The following is an 18,854-nucleotide window of genomic DNA, read 5'->3' as shown; positions in this document are numbered from 1 at the left end:
CACTTATAAATCATAGTATTAAAGATGTTTAAGCCAATCATTTGAGTTAATGGCTAAAAAATCTCTCTTTTGAATATTGATTATTGTATACAATATACCTATGATGGCAAGCACAATAACTAAACAACTTAATGAAAGGCGAGAACCATGAACGTAAATTGGCAGGGTGTATATCCAGCAGTAACCACTCAATTCCATGATGATGAAAGTATCAACTTTGATACCACTAAAGCGATGATAGATAACCTGATTAACGAAGGGGTTCATGGCATCATAGTATTAGGCACCGTAGGTGAAAATTGCTCACTCACGGCTGACGAGAAACGCCAAGTTTTAAAAGCTGCAACAGAAGTTGTAGGTGATAGAGTGCCACTACTTAGTGGTGTGGCTGAGACCACAACAGCACTTGCTGTCGAGTTTGCCAAGGATGCAGAAGCGCTAGGCATTGATGGACTGATGGTATTGCCGGGGATGGTCTACCGCTCAACCGAGCGTGAAGCTATTCATCATTACCAACAGGTGGCGCGCAGCACCGCATTACCTATTATGATTTACAACAATCCAGTGACCTATGGTGTCGACGTGTCAATCGAAGGCATGAAAACCTTAGCTGAAGAGTCCAATATTGTTTCTGTAAAAGAAGCAACGGAAGATACCCGCCGTATTAGCGAGCTGTTTAGCGCATTTGGCGATCGTTACGTGGTATTTGGTGGTGTTGATGATATCGCACTGGAAAGCCTGATGCTTGGTGCGACGGGTTGGATCTCGGGATTGACCAATGTATTCCCACGCGAGTCAGTGGCTATTTATAAACTTGCTGAGCAAGGTCGCTACGAAGAAGCGCGTGCGCTGTGGCGTTGGTTTTTACCTTTGCTACGTTTAGATACGATTCCGACACTGGTGCAGTGCATCAAATATGCAGAGTATTTGGCTGGGCGCGGTAGTGAAGTGACTCGTTCTCCAAGATTGCCACTAACTCAAGAAGAAAAAGCCTATGTAAGTCGTTTGTACGATGAAGCGATGGCAAATCGAATTGACTTAAGCCAATATAACTTGGACTAAGCGTATGATTTTAGGCACCTACTATTGTATAGATGGCCATACTTGTGGCAATCCCGTGCGCTTGGTCACAAGCGGTCATCCAACGCTTTTGGGCGAGAGCATGAGTGAAAAGCGCCAACATTTTTTACGTGACTACGATTGGATAAGGCGCGCATTGATGTTTGAGCCCAGAGGCCATGACATGATGTCGGGTGCCTTTTTGTATCCACCGACCACTGCTGATGGGGATGTGGCAATCCTATTTATCGAAACCTCTGGGTGCTTGCCTATGTGTGGGCACGGCACTATCGGGACAGTCACTTTTGGCCTCGAAAGCGGCCTTATTACCCCAAAGGAACAGGGGGTACTCAAGCTTGACACCCCTGCGGGGCGCGTGAATGCCTATTATGAGATGAAAGCAGGTAAAGTGACTTGGGTAAGGCTCTACAATGTGCCGGCATTTTTGGCTTACCAAGCGGTGCCTGTCCACGTTGATGGGTTGGGGGAGCTTATCCTTGATATCGCCTATGGCGGTAACTTTTACATTATCGTTGAACCTCAAAGTTTATTTGCTGGTGTGGATCAAAGCTGCGCCGCTGAATTACTGGCGTGGAGCCCTAAAGTGCGCGCGGCAGTTAATGCGCAAATAAACCCTATTCATCCCGAAGACTCTACCGTGTGCGGCGCCTCCCATGTGTTGTGGACAGGCAAGCCACAGCACCCAGGTAGTCATGCGGCCAACGCGGTATTTTATGGCGATAAAGCACTTGATAGGTCACCTTGTGGCACAGGCACAAGTGCAAGAATGGCACAGTTGTATGCAAAGGGGCTGCTAAAAGAGGGTGATACATTTGTTCACGAGAGCATCATAGGCAGTCAATTTATCGGTAAGGTCGAAGGCACAACTGAGGTCGCGGGAAAAGCCGCAATTCTACCAAGTATTCAAGGTTGGGCACGTCAAACGGGGAGTAATTGTATCACTGTAGATGACGAAGATCCGTATGCACTTGGTTTTCAGGTGCTCTAGCCATTAAGACTGAAAGAAAACAGGAGCTAACAATGAATTTATCAGGAAAGAGCTACGTCAACGGTGCGTGGCAAGCCGCACAAACGGCAACAACGTTTTGCGCGTTTTGCCCGGCAACCAATGAACCGTTAACGCAAGCATTTTTTAACGCCAGTGAAGCACAAGTAGAAGAAGCCGTTAATGCAGCAGAGCAGGCTTTTAAGGCTTATCGTAAAACCTCGATGACTGCTAGAGCCGAATTTTTAGAGACCATAGCCCAAGAAATTCTCGCCTTAGGTGATGAGCTGATCACTACTACGATGGCAGAAACTAACCTACCAAGGCCACGACTCGAGGGCGAGCGTGGCCGCACGGTAAACCAATTAAACACATTTGCTGCAGCGCTGAGAGATAACCTAGCTGAGCTTTGCCTGACTAAGGAAGAGCAAGCAGACCCAAATCGCACGCCGGTGCCTAAGCCAAAAACACAGCTTAAGCATATTCCTATTGGTGTTGTTGCGGTGTTTGGCGCGTCAAACTTCCCGTATGCCTTCTCTACGCTCGGGGGCGATACCGCAGCTGCGTTAGCCGCCGGCTGTCCTGTGGTATATAAAGGTCACCCAGCACATCCGGCAACGTGTGAGCTAATGACTAGGGCCATCGCCACAGCAATAAGCAAGTGCGATATGCCAAGCGGGGTGTTTTCAATGCTGCAAGCGAAAGCATACGATGTCGCGCATTGGCTGGTGGAAGCTAAGCCTATCAAAGCGGTTGGGTTTACAGGCTCCTTTGGCGTTGCAAAAGCATTGCAAGAAACCATCGCGAAGCGCCATGAACCTATCCCGCTTTACGGTGAGCTTGGCAGCGTGAACCCGCAAATTGTCTTACCTGAAAAAGTACAGGCACAAGGCGCAGAGCTTGGTGCACAATTTGTCCAGTCTTTACTTATGGGTAATGGTCAATTTTGTACTAGCCCCGGCATTTGGTTGGTGCCAAGTAGTAGTTCGCAAACATTTATCGAGACAACTAAGCGACATATTAGTGAAGCGCCTTCAGATACCTTATTGACTCCGGGCATTTTAAAAGCTTATCAAAACAGCATCGCGGCGCTAAAAGCACACCCTCAAGTAACGTTGTTGAGCGCTGGTGAGCAAGCACAGCCGTTTCACGCAAGCGCTCACTTGTTCCTGACGGATAGCGAAAGCTTTGCAACCGATGCAAGGCTTAAAGAAGAAGTCTTTGGGCCAAGTGCTTTAGTGGTGAGCTATGACAACTTAGCACAGCTTGAAGACTTAATCGCAGACTTAGATGGACAACTCACCGCCAGTATTCATGGCACTGAGTCTGACCTACATCAAGCCGAATGCATCATAGAGGCGCTACAATACCGCGTAGGTCGATTGATTTACGGGCAAATGCCCACGGGCGTTGAAGTGTGCGCCACCATGAACCACGGTGGGCCGTTTCCGTCATCAACCGATGTACGTTCAACATCGGTAGGGTTAGAAGCGCTCAAACGATTCGTAAGACCAATTTGTATACAAAGTTAAGCAAACCAAGCCCATAGTACTGCTATGGGCTTATTTATTCAGACATAATTCGCACATCAAACTTATATACTCGACAAACATGCAATTTGAACTCAGATACGTTTATAATGAGTTCATAAAACAATAATTACTAAATACTATGGCGATTGTACATAAAACTCGAACTCAATTAGTTGCTGAAGCAATTCGTGAAAAAATCCTCACTGGCGAAATCAAAGCGGGCGAGCCGCTAAGGCAAGCCGCGCTGGCAGATGAGTTAAATGTAAGCCGTATTCCTGTTAGAGAAGCCCTTCTGCAACTAGAAGCTGAAGGCTTAGTTAACTTTGAAGCGCACAAAGGTGCGACAGTTACGCGTTTAAGTGCCGAACAAATCGATGAAATATTTGATCTACGCGCATTGTTAGAAGCCGAGCTATTACGTCACTCAATCGACAAGTTAACCGCACGCGACCTATTAGAAGCCGAAGCCATCTTAGCCGAGCTTGAAGAAGCAATGGCCGCTGGCGATACACAACTGGCAACGGGCAAACTCAACGCCGAATTTCACAGCAAACTCTACAGCAAAGCACAGCGCCCACAAACACGTGAGCTGGTGGATGTGTACAGTAAAAACTCCGAGCGCTACGTGCGCATGCATATCCTACTTGCGGGCGGCATTAAAACCGCACCAGAGGAACACCGCCAGCTATTAGAGCTATGCCGCGATAAAAATACCAAAGGGGCTTGTGACTTTTTGAAAAAACATATCATCGGCGCAAAAGATGATATCAAAGCATTGCTGCTAAAGCTTGAAAGCGAGCAGTAGGTAAATTTGGTTGTATAGGTCCTAGTGGATTTCTGAATAATAGTCATATCTATTCTCATGGCTATTGTTCAGGACGCTGTGATTACATGTATTACACAGACATAATCATATTTAATTTCCCTAACCTTGATCTGTATCATCCTCGCAAGACTAAAGTCTCATCAAAACTTGGTGGTTTTTTATCTATCTTTACTCTGTTCTAGCAAAACTGAGTAACCTATTATGACAACAATAACCTATCAACAGGCATATCAAACATTTTCCCAAGACCCTGAGGCATTTTGGCTTAAAGAAGCGGCACGGCTTGATTGGCATACGCCACCACAAATCGGACATAACCAAGACCAAGAGGGGCTGAGTCATTGGTTTAGTGATGGTTTGATGAATACCAGTTATTTGGCACTTGACCATCATGTACACCAAGGCCGAGGCGAGCAAACCGCGCTAATTTATGACTCGCCGGTGACGAATACCAAACGCAAAATTAGCTATGGCGAGTTGCTCTCTCAAGTGAGTCATTTTGCAGCTGGCTTAAATCAACTTGGTGTAAGTGCAGGGGATAGGGTGGTAATTTATATGCCCATGGTGCCAGAGGCGGTCGTTGCCATGCTTGCTTGTGCGCGCGTGGGTGCTATTCACTCCGTGGTGTTTGGCGGTTTTGCACCTCATGAGCTTGCGGTGAGAATAGATGATGCGAAACCAAAGCTAGTGATCAGTGCTTCTTGCGGAATTGAAATAGGCCGCACCATTGAATACAAACCTATGCTGGATGAAGCTTTGTCGTTGGCAAAGCATCAAGTGGAACATTGCATTGTGCTACAGCGTGAAGCATACCAAGCACAGATGTCTTCGCCAAGAGACCTAGATTGGACTGTGGTGGCAAATACGCCAGAGTCTTTTGATGCTGTGCCTTTACCAAGCACGCATCCGCTTTATATTTTGTATACCTCTGGCACCACAGGCACACCCAAAGGAGTAGTGCGAGAGCAGGGCGGTCACGCCGTGGCATTAAACTACAGTATGAAAACCGTTTACGGCATGGAGCCCGGAGAAGTGTTTTGGGCAGCATCCGACATTGGCTGGGTTGTGGGGCATTCTTATATTGTCTATGGCCCACTGATTTATGGTTGTACCAGCGTGTTATACGAAGGAAAACCGATTAAAACTCCAGACGCAGGGGCATTTTGGCGAGTGGTTGAAGAATATCAAGTGGCAGCACTTTTTAGTGCACCGACGGCATTTCGTGCCATTAAAAAAGAAGATCCGAGCGCAGCGCTTTTGGCTAATTACAACACCAGCAGTCTAAAAACGCTATTTTTAGCTGGTGAACGACTCGACCCTGCCACCTACGACTGGTTACAGTCCACTACAAAGCTACCGGTAATTGATCACTGGTGGCAAACGGAAACGGGCTGGGCAATTGCGTGTAACCCAGTTGGGATTGAATTGATGCCTTCAAAGGCGGGCAGTGCCACAGTTCCAACACCGGGCTATCAAGTCGAGATCCTCGATGTAGACGGCAGTCCATGCGAGGCCAATCAACAAGGTGTTGTTGCGGTTAAATTACCCCTTCCTCCCGGTTGTTTAACCACTATTTGGAATAACACGGCGCGCTTTAAAGGCAGTTACTTATCACAATACCCCGGCTATTACCTCTCTGGCGATGGCGGGTATTTTGATGAAGACGGCTACCTGTTTATTATGGGCCGCACTGATGATGTAATAAACGTAGCCGGGCATAGACTGTCAACTGGTGAAATGGAAGAAATCGTTGCTGGTCACAATGCAATTGCAGAATGCGCGGTATTCGCCGGTAAAGACGAGTTAAAAGGTCAAGTACCCATTGCAATGGTGGTATTGAAAGATGGCGTAAACACCACTGAATCGGCAATTGCCGAGGAGATAAGAAGCCTGATCCGCGAAAAAATCGGCGCGATTGCCTGTCTTAAAACTATTAGAGTCGTTGAGCGTTTACCCAAAACCCGTTCGGGTAAAATTCTCAGAAAGAACCTACGCCAGCTGGTAGACGGAGAAGACATTGTCGTGCCATCTACCATTGACGACCCGGCCATTATCGAAGAGTTAAAGCAATTGTGGGATGTGAGCCAGTACCAATAGTTTTTGCGTGTCAGCAGGTTACCCCTAACGCGAAACGCGCATCAGCATTAGTTAGGAGCGGGTTCACCCCGCGATCTTTTGAGTGCGGTTCCTTCTAAAATCTGATGTCGCAATAAATCACGACCTACGAGTTTTAGTAATGATTTACCAGTGTTGCTGAGCTGTTAGGGTAAACCTTGTGCTAAACGCGCATCAACATTAGGTAGGAGCGGGTTCACCCCGCGATCTTTTGGAGTGCGGTTACCTCAAAAATCTGATATCGCGATAAATCACGATCTACCAGTTTTAGTTACGTTTTGCTATTGTCCGAAAGCTGTCCGGTGTCCGTCCAGTCCCCTTGAATAAAGCCGTTAAATCTCATAAATTTCATATAAAACAACAATATAAATTCTGGCACGCTACTTGTACTTAGTTACTCATGATAATCTCGGACACTCACGTGTCCGCATGGAGGTAGCATGATTAAAGATACAAGTGCGCAAGACAAACAAATCGCAAAAAAGCGAACCATAAAAAAGCCTGTAATTGCGTTATTGGCCGTTGGCATCACATTAGGTGGATTAACCAGTGCTTGGTCAAGCATTAACACTATTCTATCAGCAGAGCAGACCGTATCGCGGGAGCAAGTACGTCTCGCCACAGTAGTGAGAGGTGATATCAGCGAAGATCTTCGTGTTGAAGGACGTACGCTCGCTGCGAATAATCCAGATTTATATGCCATCGCATCGGGCACAGTAACGCTAAACGTTAAACCTGGTGATGCCATCAAAGCGGGGCAAGCTTTGCTTAGGATAGATAGTCCTGAACTAACCAATCGTTTACTACAAGAAGAGGCTACGTTCGAACGTTTACAAACGGAAGTTGAGCGCCAACGGATCTCGATTAAACAGCAGCTACTCGATACCGAACAACGCATGGAAATGGCGAAAGTAGACTTAGAAGCGGCAGAGCGTGAAATGGCGCGCTCAAAACAAAGCATCAAAAAGCAAATTATCTCAAAATTAGAGCTTGAACAGTCAATGGTTGAACTTAAGCGCGCGCAGCTACAAGAGCGGCACGCCATCGAGTCGCTAAAGCTTGAGCAAGAGCGACTTGCGTTTGAGCTAAAAAGTAGCGAACTGAGCCTAACCAGACAGCAGCATATTTTAGAAGAAGTGCAGCGTCAGGTAGCTGCACTTAATATTATTTCGCCGTTATCAGGCATTGTTGGTACGGTGCATGTCCAACAAAAGCAGTTTGTACAGCGAGATGCCGCATTAATATCACTGGTTGACCTTTCTGAGCTTGAAGTTGAAGCACAAATACCAGAAATTTACGCCGACAACCTGGGGGTCGGCATGGCCGCTGAAGTATTTATCAATCAATACCAATATCATGCGAAGCTGGTCGCTATTTCCCCTGAAATCGAAGCTGGTCGCGTCAGTGCTCGGGTGCGCTTTGACGAGCAGCCAAGCGGCCTTCGCCAAAATCAAAAGGTATCTACAAGAATTATCCTATCGCAAAAGCAAGACGTGCTCAAAGTAAGGCGTGGTGCGTTTGTTGAAACCGGTGCCGGGCGTTTTACCTATGCGGTTGTCGGTGAGCAGGCTGATCAAACACCAATTCAGCTTGGTGTAAAAAGTATTTCTGAAGTTGAGATTATTGAGGGGCTGAGTGAAGGGCAAGAAATCGTGATTTCAAGTTTAGAACCGTTCAATAAAAAAGCGCGAGTGCTACTCGGGAAGTAGTGCCAGCTTTCGTTGCGAATAAGAATTAGAAGGAATAGACAATGTTAAAAATGAATGAAGTAAGCAAAATCTATCGCACAGATCTGATTGAGACCCATGCACTCAGTAATGTGAATTTGACCATTGAAGAAGGGGAATTTATTGCGGTCACAGGCCCGTCAGGATCGGGTAAAACGACCTTTTTGAACATTGCGGGTTTATTAGAGCGTTTTGAGCGCGGTGATTATTTTCTAGATGGTGAAAACGTTGCCAATCTTAACGATAAAAAGCTATCACAACTACGAAACGAAAAAATTGGTTTTATCTTCCAAGGCTTTAACCTTATCAGTGACTTATCTTTATATGACAACGTTGAAGTCCCCCTTATTTTTAGGGGAATAAAAGCCAGTGAGCGTAAAAAGCGCATTGAAGAAGCGCTCGAACTCGTTGGGCTTGCCAGCCGAATGAAGCATTATCCTGCACAGCTCAGTGGCGGGCAACAGCAACGTGTTGCTATTGCCAGAGCACTGGCGGGGAAACCGCGATTCCTGTTGGCAGATGAGCCAACGGGTAATTTAGACAGCTTAATGGCAAGGCAAGTGATGGACTTACTACAAGAAGTGAATCAGGCAGGTACTACATTGATTATGGTAACGCATGACAATGAACTGGCTCGAAGAGCTGGTCGCAACATTCAAATTCTTGATGGTGAGCTAACCGACATCACAAAGTCTCAACTAACCGAACTGGCAGTGTAGGAGCAGGCAATGAAAGAGCTAGTACTTTTAGCTTGGCAGGGGTTAAAGCAAAAGCCCAAACTGAGTGCACTAATGATAATTAACCTTGCAGTTGGGATCACTTTAATGTTGACCATGTCAGCCATAGTAAAACAAAGCAGTAGCGAAGTCATTGGTTATAAGGCAAACAGCTTATTTACGGCAGGCCTCAATTATTATGATGCGGTGGTAGATGTTGTCGACTTTAGACAATTTCCTCGCTGGACTTTTCAAGATGCCCAAGCACTTAAGCAAGCGGATTTATCGTACGAGCATCTATCGTTTAACTACACCACGGAGTTTATCGTTGGTCTTGCTGATAACTCAGTTAGGCCTATTAGTGTAGAGGCATCTGGTACAGATAGAGAGATGTTTAATGTACTAGATGCGCCGTTTATTTACGGTACTTCTTGGAACGAAAAAAGCCAGCAAGGTAGTGAAGCGGTGGCTGTGATCAGTAAAAACGTCAACGACAATCTATTTGGTGGGGCGAATTCTGTTGGACAGTTTATTCAAGTTCAAGGAGAACAAATACAAGTCGTGGGCGTGGTTAATTTAAGCAATTATAAACGTCGCTTCCAAGATTTGAGCTTTAGCAATAATTACAACCACGATGTTTTTATTCCGCTAAATTATGCTTATGCGCAAAACTTTCCGAGAACGGGGCAAGTAACGTGCAGAACTGACGAGTTATACACTGCAACTAACCCGAGAAGTGGCAGTATCGACATGTTGAAAAGTACTGAATGTGGTTATTTGACGGTTTGGTTCCAGTATCAAGAAGACAAGAAGACGGCGCATCTTGCAGAACTAAAAACCTGGTTAAATAACTATATCGTTAACCAACAAGAAGTTGGCCGGTTTCAACATACTAACCTTACTAGTTTTTATAGCATGGGCGAGCTGTATATTTTGATCCAACGCTTTATGGCGTGGGAAGCCATTTATCTGACTTTTTCGTATTTATTATTTGGCATTTGTTTAGTGAATACAGTGGGGATCCTACTGGCCAAATTCCAAGCCAATCGCAAGCTTATTTCTCTTTACCGAGCCCTCGGTGCAAATCGTAGAGTGATCATGAAAATTCATTTTCTAGAAATTCTCATGCTCACGGTTGCATCTGTGCTGTTTGGTTTTGTACTAGCATTTGCAGGACTCGAGTTGATGTTCCATCTGCGTATGTATCAGACGGATTATATGGCACTTGCTGAGCAAGTACGACAAATCTATCAGTTCGATGGTGAGCTGGCACTTTGGACGACTGTTGGGATTTTCTTAGCGGTGGGTCTATCTGGGTTATATCCGGTATACCGCAGTAGTCGCGTATCACCAGCTGCAGAGTTAAGGGGATAATCATGGCGATTAAACATATTTTAAAGCTGATATTAAAGCAAAAGAGCATTTCACTATTAATTATTCTACAAATCGCGATTACCGTGATGATTGTCAGCAACACGGCCTTTATCAGCTATGCAACGCTGCAAAACTGGTTAATTCCTTCAAAGCTGGAAGAGCAACAAATTCTCAATGTGACGACGCGTGTATTTGATACCTCAGTAAATGTCCAGTCACTTATCGAAAAGGATATTCAAGCGATTGAAAACGTACCGGGGGTTATTGGTGCATCTTATGCCGGTAGAGAACTGGTATTAAACAGCTTAGGCCCTGGGTGGACCATTTTTAAAGATACCCAACCAGAAACGGATTATAGCGTGTTCGGCTACTTTGGCTTAGATGAAAAGGGAGTTGATGTACTTGGGCTTGAGCTCGTTGAAGGGCGCAGGTTTTATGCCAGCGAATTTATTAAAGGCGATGAGACTACAAAAAATGCCGGCGTTATTATGATAAGTGACGACCTTGCCACGTCCTTATTTGGTGATAGCTCTGCTCTTGGAAAGTCGGTGTATATTTCAAGACAGCGTATTCCTCACCAAGTCGTTGGGGTATATAAAGGTAAAATGCTTGGTGAAAGTGCCACATATAGTCAACAACCCTACAATTCGGGAGTTGTACCTGAAGTCATCTGGGGTAACCGTCAGCGGGCCAATTATTTAGTGCGAGTAGAGGAAGGCGTATCTGAGCGCATTCTAGAAGAGGTCGAAACCGCGCTTTATCATTCTGAGGGCCGTATGGTAGAGAGAGTTGAATTTGTAGCGCGTGCTAAAAAGCGTTTGTGGGATGGCCGCAGCACCTTTGCACTCACCATGGCAGGTATAAGCGGCATCGCTTGTGTGGTCACCGCGCTCGGTATAGTCGCACTTGTCAGCTTTTCTGTTAGCCTTAGAAAGAAAGATCATGGTGTACTTCGTGCACTAGGCGCATCTAAAGGTAAAGTGATGTGGTCTTTAATTAAAGAAAATACAATTTTAGTCTGTATCGGTTTAGTGCTAGGCTTTGGTCTCTCGATTTTGCTTTACTATTTTTTGATGAATAATGTTCGAGTGCAAAGTGTGGTAGAGATACCGTTATTGGTTGGGGTCGCTATTTTTACTTGGCTTGTGAGTACATTGGCGGTGTACCTGCCTGCTAAGGAAGCCGCCAAAGTGTCGCCGGCGCAAGTAACTAAATCGAGTTAATAATAAAAACAATACAGCCCCGAAAGGGGCTAAATCTACAAATTAGGATCAAAAGCGTTCATGAGTGTATTGGTAATTGACGATAATCCGGATGTAATTCAAGCAATTAAAGTCCTCTTATTGCTCAATGATATTCAGTGTGAAGGCGTGACTTCTCCGCAGCAAGGCTTAGAGATGGTACGTAGTAAACAGTTCGACTTGGTCATTCAAGATATGAACTTTACCCGAGACACCACCAGCGGGGCAGAAGGTAAAGCCCTGTATAAAGCAATCAGAGATTTAGAGCCTGATTTACCTATCATTTTATTGACCGCTTGGACAAATCTTGAAATGGCGGTGGAGCTAATTAAAGATGGTGCGGCAGACTACTTAGCCAAACCTTGGAAAGACCATAAACTCGTCACCTCAGTGAAAAACTTGCTCGAAATGCGAGAACTACAAGAACAAGTTAGTAGCGCCGCTAATCAGCGCAATACCAGATTACAGAAGCTAAAAGCGCAATACGATCTGTGTGGTGTGGTGGTAGCCGATCCTGCTATGTTGAGCTTGCTTGAAATGGCAACTCAGGTTGCCCATTCTGATGCACCAATATTGATCACAGGACCAAACGGGGCAGGTAAAGAAAAAATTGCAGAAATCGTGCAAGTCAATAGCAGCTATAAACATAAACCCTTTATTAAGGTAAATGCAGGAGCTATCCCAGCTGACCTGATTGAGGCCGAATTATTTGGGGTTGAAAGTGGTGCGTATACAGGCGCACAAAAATCGAGGGGTGGGCGCTTTGAAGCGGCTGATGGCGGGACATTATTTTTGGACGAAATTGGTAACTTGTCTTTGGCAGGGCAACAAAAATTACTGAGGGTTTTACAAAGTGGTGAGTTTGAACGCGTTGGCAGCACGATAACAAAGAGGGTGAATGTTAGGGTGATCAGTGCCACCAACAGTAATTTACCAGAGGCCATTCGGGCAGGTACTTTTAGAGAAGACTTATATTATCGTATCAATATGATTGAGTTAAAGCTGCCGCCACTATCTGAGCGAAAAGAAGATATTGCCGTGTTAGTGGATCACTTTTTGCCTAGCAATAAGAGTTTGAGTAACGCAGCTATGAAGCAGTTAAAGCATCATACTTGGCCTGGAAACGTTAGAGAGCTTGAAAACACCATAGCCCGTGCAGTGTTGCTGAGCCCCGGGCAAGAAATTGAGTGTGAGCATTTAGCAATTCAAATACCACAACATGAAGAGCCGCTTGAATATACACAAGCAGATATCGAAGCTGCATTAGACAGCGCTGATGGCGTCGTCAGTAAAGCCGCAAGAAAGCTTGGATTAAGTCGGCAAGCACTATATCGGAGAATGGAGAAATTTGGCTTAAAATGACGATATCTCTTCAAGCAGCTGTGTCTGCATGCTTATTTGTATCATTATTGGTGTTTGCGGCTATTTTATGGCTGGCAGCTTCATTTGCAATACCACTTACTCTGGCAATTCCGGTGGGGCTCCTTGTTGCAACGGTATTTGGCATTGTCGGTATCAGTTATTTTTTTTCTCGCCAACGGCGGATCATAGATTGCTTAACGGACGGGATCCGCAGTTTTAAAGATCAAGACTTCTCAGTTCAAATTACCCACTTTGAAAGCATAGAAATGTCTGATTTAATTCTGGAATATAATTGTTTATCGACGACACTAAAAAAACAGCGCCACGCTACTAGCCAAAGGGAGTTACTACTCGATACCATTTTGCAGGTGTCGCCGGTGTCGATTATATTACTCAATCAGTTTGATCAGGTTGTATATGCCAACGACAAAGCTGGGAAATTACTCAATAACAAAAAATCCTTAAGTGGCCTTGTACTTCATCATGCCATCGCGAATGCAGATCCTAAGCTGCAAACAATTTTGCTACAAAAAGAATCCGGGTTTGTGACCTTTCAAGCCAATGATGAAAAGCAAAGCTATTACTTTTCAAGGCAGAGTATCACACTCAACCACCAGCCACATGTATTGCTAATGTGTCAAAACTTATCTAGCGAAATGAGCCGTCAAGAGGTGGGACTTTGGAAAAACGCCATTCGCCTGATAAGTCATGAGCTCAATAATTCATTAGCGCCCATTTCTTCGTTGACTAACTCCGCAAATACGATTGTTGAGCGTAGCGCTAAAGAACAAAATCATACCCTAGTCCAGTTGCTACCTGATATGCTGGCAACCATTAATCGCCGCACCGAAAACTTGAGTGAGTTTGTGGCTAAATATAGTGAATTTGCGAGATTACCGGCTCCTAATATTTCAGAGCAACCCTTGCAGCCCTTACTAGATACCGTTGGTAAGCTTTATGACTTTACTTCGCTGGCACCACTTCCTGTGGAGCGCGCTTTTTTTGATCCCATACAGGTAGAGCAGGTGATGATTAATTTGGTTAAAAACGCCCATGAGTCAGGATCTAAAATAGATGAAATAGGCGTGAAGCTGCTGGTTGATTATCAACGCCTGATAGTCGTGGTTGTTGATAGAGGTGTAGGAATGGAAGAAGAAAAGCTAGCAAACGCAGTACTGCCATTCTTTTCTACTAAACCAAGTGGCACAGGGATAGGGCTGAGTATTTGTAATGAAGTCGCCATTGCCCACGGTGGACAACTTAAGCTATTTAATCGCGAAAAGGGCGGACTAATGGTGCAGTTTGATCTACCCCTCGTTGCACCAAAAACATAGTATTGTCATTGTACTAACCCATATCGAGTAGGCGCAGATCCACCCAGCCTTTTTTGATTCCGCATTTCGGGTAGGAGCGGGTTCACCCCGCGATCTTTTTGGTTTTAATGCCGTACCTTAGGCGGCGGAAATCCTGTGTCGTGATAAATCACGACCTACAAATAACAAGCTTCACAAATTTATTTGGTTGACCTCTTTTTTTGCTAAGCCCATATCTGGTGGGAGCGGGTTCACCCCGCGATCTTTTTGGTTTTAATGCCGTACCTTAGGGGCGGAAATCCTGTGTCGTGATAAATCACGACCTACCAGTCAGCTGCGCTGCTAAAGCAAATATTGTCCTAAAAGCTCAATTTCTGGTAGGAGCGGGTTCACCCAGCGATCTTTTTGCCTCTAATGCTGCACTCTAAGCCGCGGAAATCTTTTTGTCGTGATAAATCACGACCCACAAACAATACTGGTTGAGCGCATATCTATCGACAGGCAAAGGCAGAACAGTGATACTTAAGCAAGTTGACCATACAGGGAAATGAACTTGAACACGAAAACTCAAACGACCAACCATTTTCTACTCTTCGCGGGTGTGTGTACAGCCATTGCGGCAGTGGCGCATGTAGGCTGTATTGTCTTCGGTGCACCTTGGTATCGATTTTTTGGTGCCGGCGAGGAAATGGCTACTATGGCCGAGCAAGGGCTTATTTATCCTCACCTTATCACTGCCGTTATCGCTACGATTTTACTACTCTGGTCATGCTATGCGTTTTCAGGAGCGAAACGGATCCGACAATTACCTTTGATGAAAATCGTCCTGTGTGTGATCAGTGCAATCTTTTTAATCAGGGGAATTGGCTTTGTTTTTATCATGTCAACCATCCCAGATAACAGCATGACGTTTTGGTGGGTGAGCTCCTCAATTTGTTTGGTAATAGGAGGGGCTTACGCGCTTGGAACCAAAAAGGCATGGTCACAAATCTAGCAGCTTTAAAAGCTAGCACTTCAGGTGCTAGCTTTTTGTTCAGATTAGGCAGTTAACCTTATTCATTCAGTGCTGTTCTAACACCGGCTTCAAGTTCTTCGTGAACAGATTTAAATAACCCAAGTTGGCGTTCTATGATATGTTCAGGTACACCCGCCATCGTGCGTGCTATGTTGCCGTACAAGCGCTGCTTTTGGGCATCATCAAATAGGCAATATAGAGCACGAGGCTGTGAAAAATCATCATTGTCTTTGCGGTGGTCGTATCTATCCGCCATTCCCTCAAGTTCAAGAGCAGGGCGTTTATACTCTGGATTCTCTTTTGGGCCTCCCATCGAGTTAGGCTCGTAATAAGCATCTTCGTTACCACCGGGTTCATTGTTAAAGAACCGCATTGCACCGTCTTTGTGGTAATGATGCACAGGGCATTTTGGGCGATTAACAGGTAATGCCTCATAATGCGTACCGAGTCGGTAGCGGTGAGCATCTGCATAGGAGAAAATGCGTGCTTGCAACATTTTATCCGGAGAAAATCCAATTCCAGATACCACGTTAGACGGACTAAATGCAGCTTGTTCTATCTCAGCAAAATAATTGTCTGGTACGCGATTTAATTCGAGTGTGCCAACATCGATGAGTGGAAAGTCGCCATGCGGCCAGACTTTGGTTAAATCAAACGGATTGTGTTGGAATTGTTTTGCTTGTGCTTCAGTCATCACCTGAATTTTCATATCCCATTTCGGATAATTTCCGCGCTCTATGGCCTCAAGCAAGTCCTCTTGAAAGCTCTCTCTGCTTTCGCCAATTACCGTTTTAGACTCTTCATCAGTATGATGCTGGTGGCCTTGTTGGGTTTTCATATGAAACTTTACCCAAACTCTTTGATCCTCTTCATTGATCAAACTAAAGGTATGTGAGCCATAACCGTTCATGTGCCTTACATCCGTTGGCAAGCCACGGTCAGACATTAAAATTAATACTTGATGCAGGCTTTCCGGTGACAGAGACCAAAAGTCCCATTGTGCGGTGTTGGAGCGTAGGTTCGTTTTAGGGTGGCGTTTTTGGGTGTGAATAAAATCTGGGAATTTATACGGATCACGAACAAAAAATACGGGGGTATTATTGCCAACTAGATCCCAGTTTCCTTCTTCAGTATAAAACTTTATCGAGAAACCTCTTACGTCACGCTCCGCATCGGCAGCCCCTTTTTCTCCGGCTACCGTTGAAAAGCGCATCAGAATGTCGGTTTGCTTACCAACCTCAGCAAATAGCTTTGCCTTGGTATATCGGCTTATATCGTTTGTTACTGTAAATGTTCCAAACGCACCCCATCCCTTAGCATGAACGGTACGTTCTGGAATACGCTCTCTATTTTGATGCGCCAGTTTTTCGATTAACTGGTAATCTTCAACCAATAAGGGGCCTCTAGGACCTGCTGTAAGGCTATTTTGATTATCGGCGATTGGATTACCAGCTGTGGTGGTTAATGGACACTTGGTCATTGCTCGTTTCCTTCAAATAAAATTTAGAAACTAACAGCAAGAATTAAACCAAAGAAAAAATTCAATTTAAACAATTGGTTGAGTAATAGCTTAGTGGTGGGTGTGATTTTTACAGAGCAAAGTTTTCAAAAGCGTTGTAAGAGCTACGTAAGTGTGAGCTAGGATATTGCTCACCACTTACTCATCTTAGTTACTGAGATTCGGCAAATGCATCAAGTTCACTTTCCATTTGCTCTCGCATTTTGAACTTTTGTAGTTTGCCTGTGACCGTCATCGGATAATTTTCAACGAGCTTGATATGTTTTGGTACTTTGAAATAGGCGAGTTTATCTTTTAAAAAGATACGAATATCTTCCTCCGAAATATAATGATTGGGCTTAAGTTGAACCCAAGCACATACCTCTTCACCGTATTTGTCATCTTTAATCCCAAATACCGCAGCATCTTGAATATCATCATGATGATAAAGCACCTCTTCAATTTCTCTAGGATAAATATTCTCGCCACCGCGAATGATCATGTCTTTTATGCGGCCGACGATGCTAACGAAACCTTCGTCGTCCATTACCCCTAAATCGCCAGAATGTAGCCAGCCATCGTCATCAATGGTTGCTGCTGTTTTTTTAGGGTCTTGCCAATATCCTTTCATTACGCAATATCCACGGGCACATACTTCACCAGGCGTACCTATTGGGGCAATATGTCCGAGCTCATCAATAATTTTTACCTCGGTATGTGGCATAGCGCGACCAACTGTCTGTACGCGTTTCTCAACAGGCGAGTCTATTTCGGTAATATTGTTGATTGGGCTGCACTCGGTTTGCCCATAACCAATGAGTACATCGGTCATATGCATTTGGGTTTGAACTTGGCGCATGACCTTTTCTGGACAGGTCGAACCTGCCATCACTCCAGTGCGCAGCGAAGACAAATCAAACTGCGTAAAGTCTGGGTGTTCTAATTGTGCGATAAACATCGTCGGCACACCGTGAAGTCCGGTGCATTTTTCGCGTTCAACAACTTGCAAAGTGATAAGAGGATCAAAGCTATCGTTAGGGAATACAGCGCACGCTCCTTTACTGATACAAACGAGATTACCTAGCACCATGCCAAAACAATGATAAAGTGGTACGGGAATACAAAGCTTGTCTTGCTCCGTGAGCTTCATGGCATTGGCGACGAGTAATCCGTTATTGAGGATATTATTGTGGGTGAGGGTGGCGCCTTTTGGGTTACCAGTGGTACCTGAAGTAAATTGAATATTGATAGCGTCACTGGCTCTGAGGTTGGCAGCAATTGCAGTTGCCTCAAGATGGTGGGCATCGTTTGCTTTAGATAACAAGGTGCTGAAATTCATTAGACCGGGCTCACTATCCTCGTCAATCAGCACAATCTGCTTGAGCGATGGTAGACGCTTTGAACATAGTTCGCCAAACATGCTGTCATAGGACTCTGGAGCCAGCTCTCTTATCATGTCTACATAATGACTGTGTTTAAATGATTTCGCCATGATTAGCATTTTACATTCAACATTATTTAGCACGTATTCAAGCTCGCTCGGGCGGTAGGCGGGGTTAATGCACACCATGACCGCGCCAATTTTTGCGGTTGCGAATTGCACAAGACTCCATTCGAAATTGTTTGGTGACCAAATTCCAACTCTATCCCCTGGTTTTATTCCCACAGCTAAAAGGCTTGCGGCAAGTTGGTTGATTTTTTCGAGGTACTCACGATAATTTAAGCGAACTGATTGATGAGAAACAACTATGGCTTCTTTTTCAGGATAATTGTCGACAATGCGCTCTAAATATTGCCCTATAGTGAGTTGAGTTAATTGTTCTGCTTGGGGGCCTTTGAAGTAACTCTTTGTAAGTGTACTTGCATTTATTAATTGGCTCTCGGTTGTCATATCTTGTCCTTGCTGTTGATCTCTAGTTTTTATCATTATGCTTTATCAGTGATAACCTAATTGTCGACAAAATCAAGTGCGATTGGACGAAAAGCATGAAATTACGACTAATGGCTAGTGATAAAGTGTGTGATGGCAAGATAGTGGAAAGGCAGCAGTCGATTTATCTGAAATATAAA

At 44.8% G+C, this 18,854-nt stretch carries 14 protein-coding genes; 12 read left to right on the top strand and 2 right to left on the bottom strand.

Features of this window, described 5'->3' with window-relative positions:
• Positions 1 to 147: 147 nt before the first annotated feature.
• From DRB05_RS18470 to DRB05_RS18415, 12 genes are all read left to right on the top strand, one after another.
• The gene (locus DRB05_RS18470) at positions 148 to 1,062 is read left to right on the top strand and encodes a dihydrodipicolinate synthase family protein (RefSeq protein ID WP_128728226.1); all 915 of its coding nucleotides are present in this window, start codon (positions 148 to 150) and stop codon (positions 1,060 to 1,062) included.
• 4 nt (positions 1,063 to 1,066) lie between these two features.
• Positions 1,067 to 2,068, top strand: coding sequence for a 4-hydroxyproline epimerase (locus tag DRB05_RS18465; protein WP_128728225.1), 1,002 nt, complete (start codon positions 1,067 to 1,069; stop codon positions 2,066 to 2,068).
• Between the two features lie 32 nt (positions 2,069 to 2,100).
• Positions 2,101 to 3,597 (top strand): aldehyde dehydrogenase (NADP(+)), encoded by a 1,497-nt coding sequence (locus DRB05_RS18460; RefSeq protein WP_128728224.1) that lies wholly within the window; start codon positions 2,101 to 2,103, stop codon positions 3,595 to 3,597.
• Between the two features lie 139 nt (positions 3,598 to 3,736).
• Positions 3,737 to 4,402 (top strand): GntR family transcriptional regulator, encoded by a 666-nt coding sequence (locus DRB05_RS18455; RefSeq protein ID WP_128728223.1) that lies wholly within the window; start codon positions 3,737 to 3,739, stop codon positions 4,400 to 4,402.
• Between the two features lie 222 nt (positions 4,403 to 4,624).
• Complete coding sequence (locus DRB05_RS18450) at positions 4,625 to 6,520, top strand: propionyl-CoA synthetase (protein WP_128728222.1); 1,896 nt, start codon at positions 4,625 to 4,627, stop codon at positions 6,518 to 6,520.
• A gap of 458 nt (positions 6,521 to 6,978) precedes the next feature.
• A complete protein-coding gene (locus tag DRB05_RS18445) occupies positions 6,979 to 8,247 on the top strand; it encodes an efflux RND transporter periplasmic adaptor subunit (protein ID WP_128728221.1) in 1,269 nt (422 codons plus the stop codon).
• Between the two features lie 41 nt (positions 8,248 to 8,288).
• The gene (locus DRB05_RS18440; RefSeq protein WP_128728220.1) at positions 8,289 to 8,984 is read left to right on the top strand and encodes an ABC transporter ATP-binding protein; all 696 of its coding nucleotides are present in this window, start codon (positions 8,289 to 8,291) and stop codon (positions 8,982 to 8,984) included.
• A gap of 9 nt (positions 8,985 to 8,993) precedes the next feature.
• The gene (locus tag DRB05_RS18435) at positions 8,994 to 10,355 is read left to right on the top strand and encodes an ABC transporter permease (protein WP_128728219.1); all 1,362 of its coding nucleotides are present in this window, start codon (positions 8,994 to 8,996) and stop codon (positions 10,353 to 10,355) included.
• 2 nt (positions 10,356 to 10,357) lie between these two features.
• On the top strand, positions 10,358 to 11,578 hold the full coding sequence (locus DRB05_RS18430; protein ID WP_128728218.1) for an FtsX-like permease family protein: 1,221 nt from the start codon (positions 10,358 to 10,360) through the stop codon (positions 11,576 to 11,578).
• A gap of 60 nt (positions 11,579 to 11,638) precedes the next feature.
• Positions 11,639 to 12,958: a sigma-54 dependent transcriptional regulator gene (locus tag DRB05_RS18425; RefSeq protein ID WP_128728217.1), complete on the top strand. Its 1,320-nt coding sequence runs from the start codon at positions 11,639 to 11,641 to the stop codon at positions 12,956 to 12,958.
• Complete coding sequence (locus DRB05_RS18420) at positions 12,955 to 14,292, top strand: ATP-binding protein (protein ID WP_128728216.1); 1,338 nt, start codon at positions 12,955 to 12,957, stop codon at positions 14,290 to 14,292. The genes DRB05_RS18425 and DRB05_RS18420 overlap by 4 nt, the downstream gene beginning before the upstream one ends.
• 526 nt (positions 14,293 to 14,818) lie before the next feature.
• Positions 14,819 to 15,265 (top strand): hypothetical protein, encoded by a 447-nt coding sequence (locus DRB05_RS18415; RefSeq protein WP_128728215.1) that lies wholly within the window; start codon positions 14,819 to 14,821, stop codon positions 15,263 to 15,265.
• Positions 15,266 to 15,323: 58 nt separating this feature from the next.
• On the opposite strand, the gene DRB05_RS18410 is transcribed toward DRB05_RS18415, so the two are convergent.
• Together DRB05_RS18410 and DRB05_RS18405 are read right to left on the bottom strand one after the other, a co-directional pair.
• The gene (locus DRB05_RS18410) at positions 15,324 to 16,766 is read right to left on the bottom strand and encodes a catalase (RefSeq protein ID WP_128728214.1); all 1,443 of its coding nucleotides are present in this window, start codon (positions 16,764 to 16,766) and stop codon (positions 15,324 to 15,326) included.
• A 190-nt stretch (positions 16,767 to 16,956) separates the two neighbouring features.
• A complete protein-coding gene (locus tag DRB05_RS18405) occupies positions 16,957 to 18,675 on the bottom strand; it encodes an AMP-binding protein (protein WP_128728213.1) in 1,719 nt (572 codons plus the stop codon).
• Positions 18,676 to 18,854 lie beyond the last annotated feature (179 nt).

Origin of the sequence: Pseudoalteromonas sp. A757, from assembly GCF_004103285.1 — a bacterium.
Lineage (GTDB): Bacteria > Pseudomonadota > Gammaproteobacteria > Enterobacterales > Alteromonadaceae > Pseudoalteromonas > Pseudoalteromonas galatheae.
The sequence above is the reverse complement of the archived record's forward strand: the minus strand, read 5'-3'. Positions and strand labels throughout refer to the sequence as shown.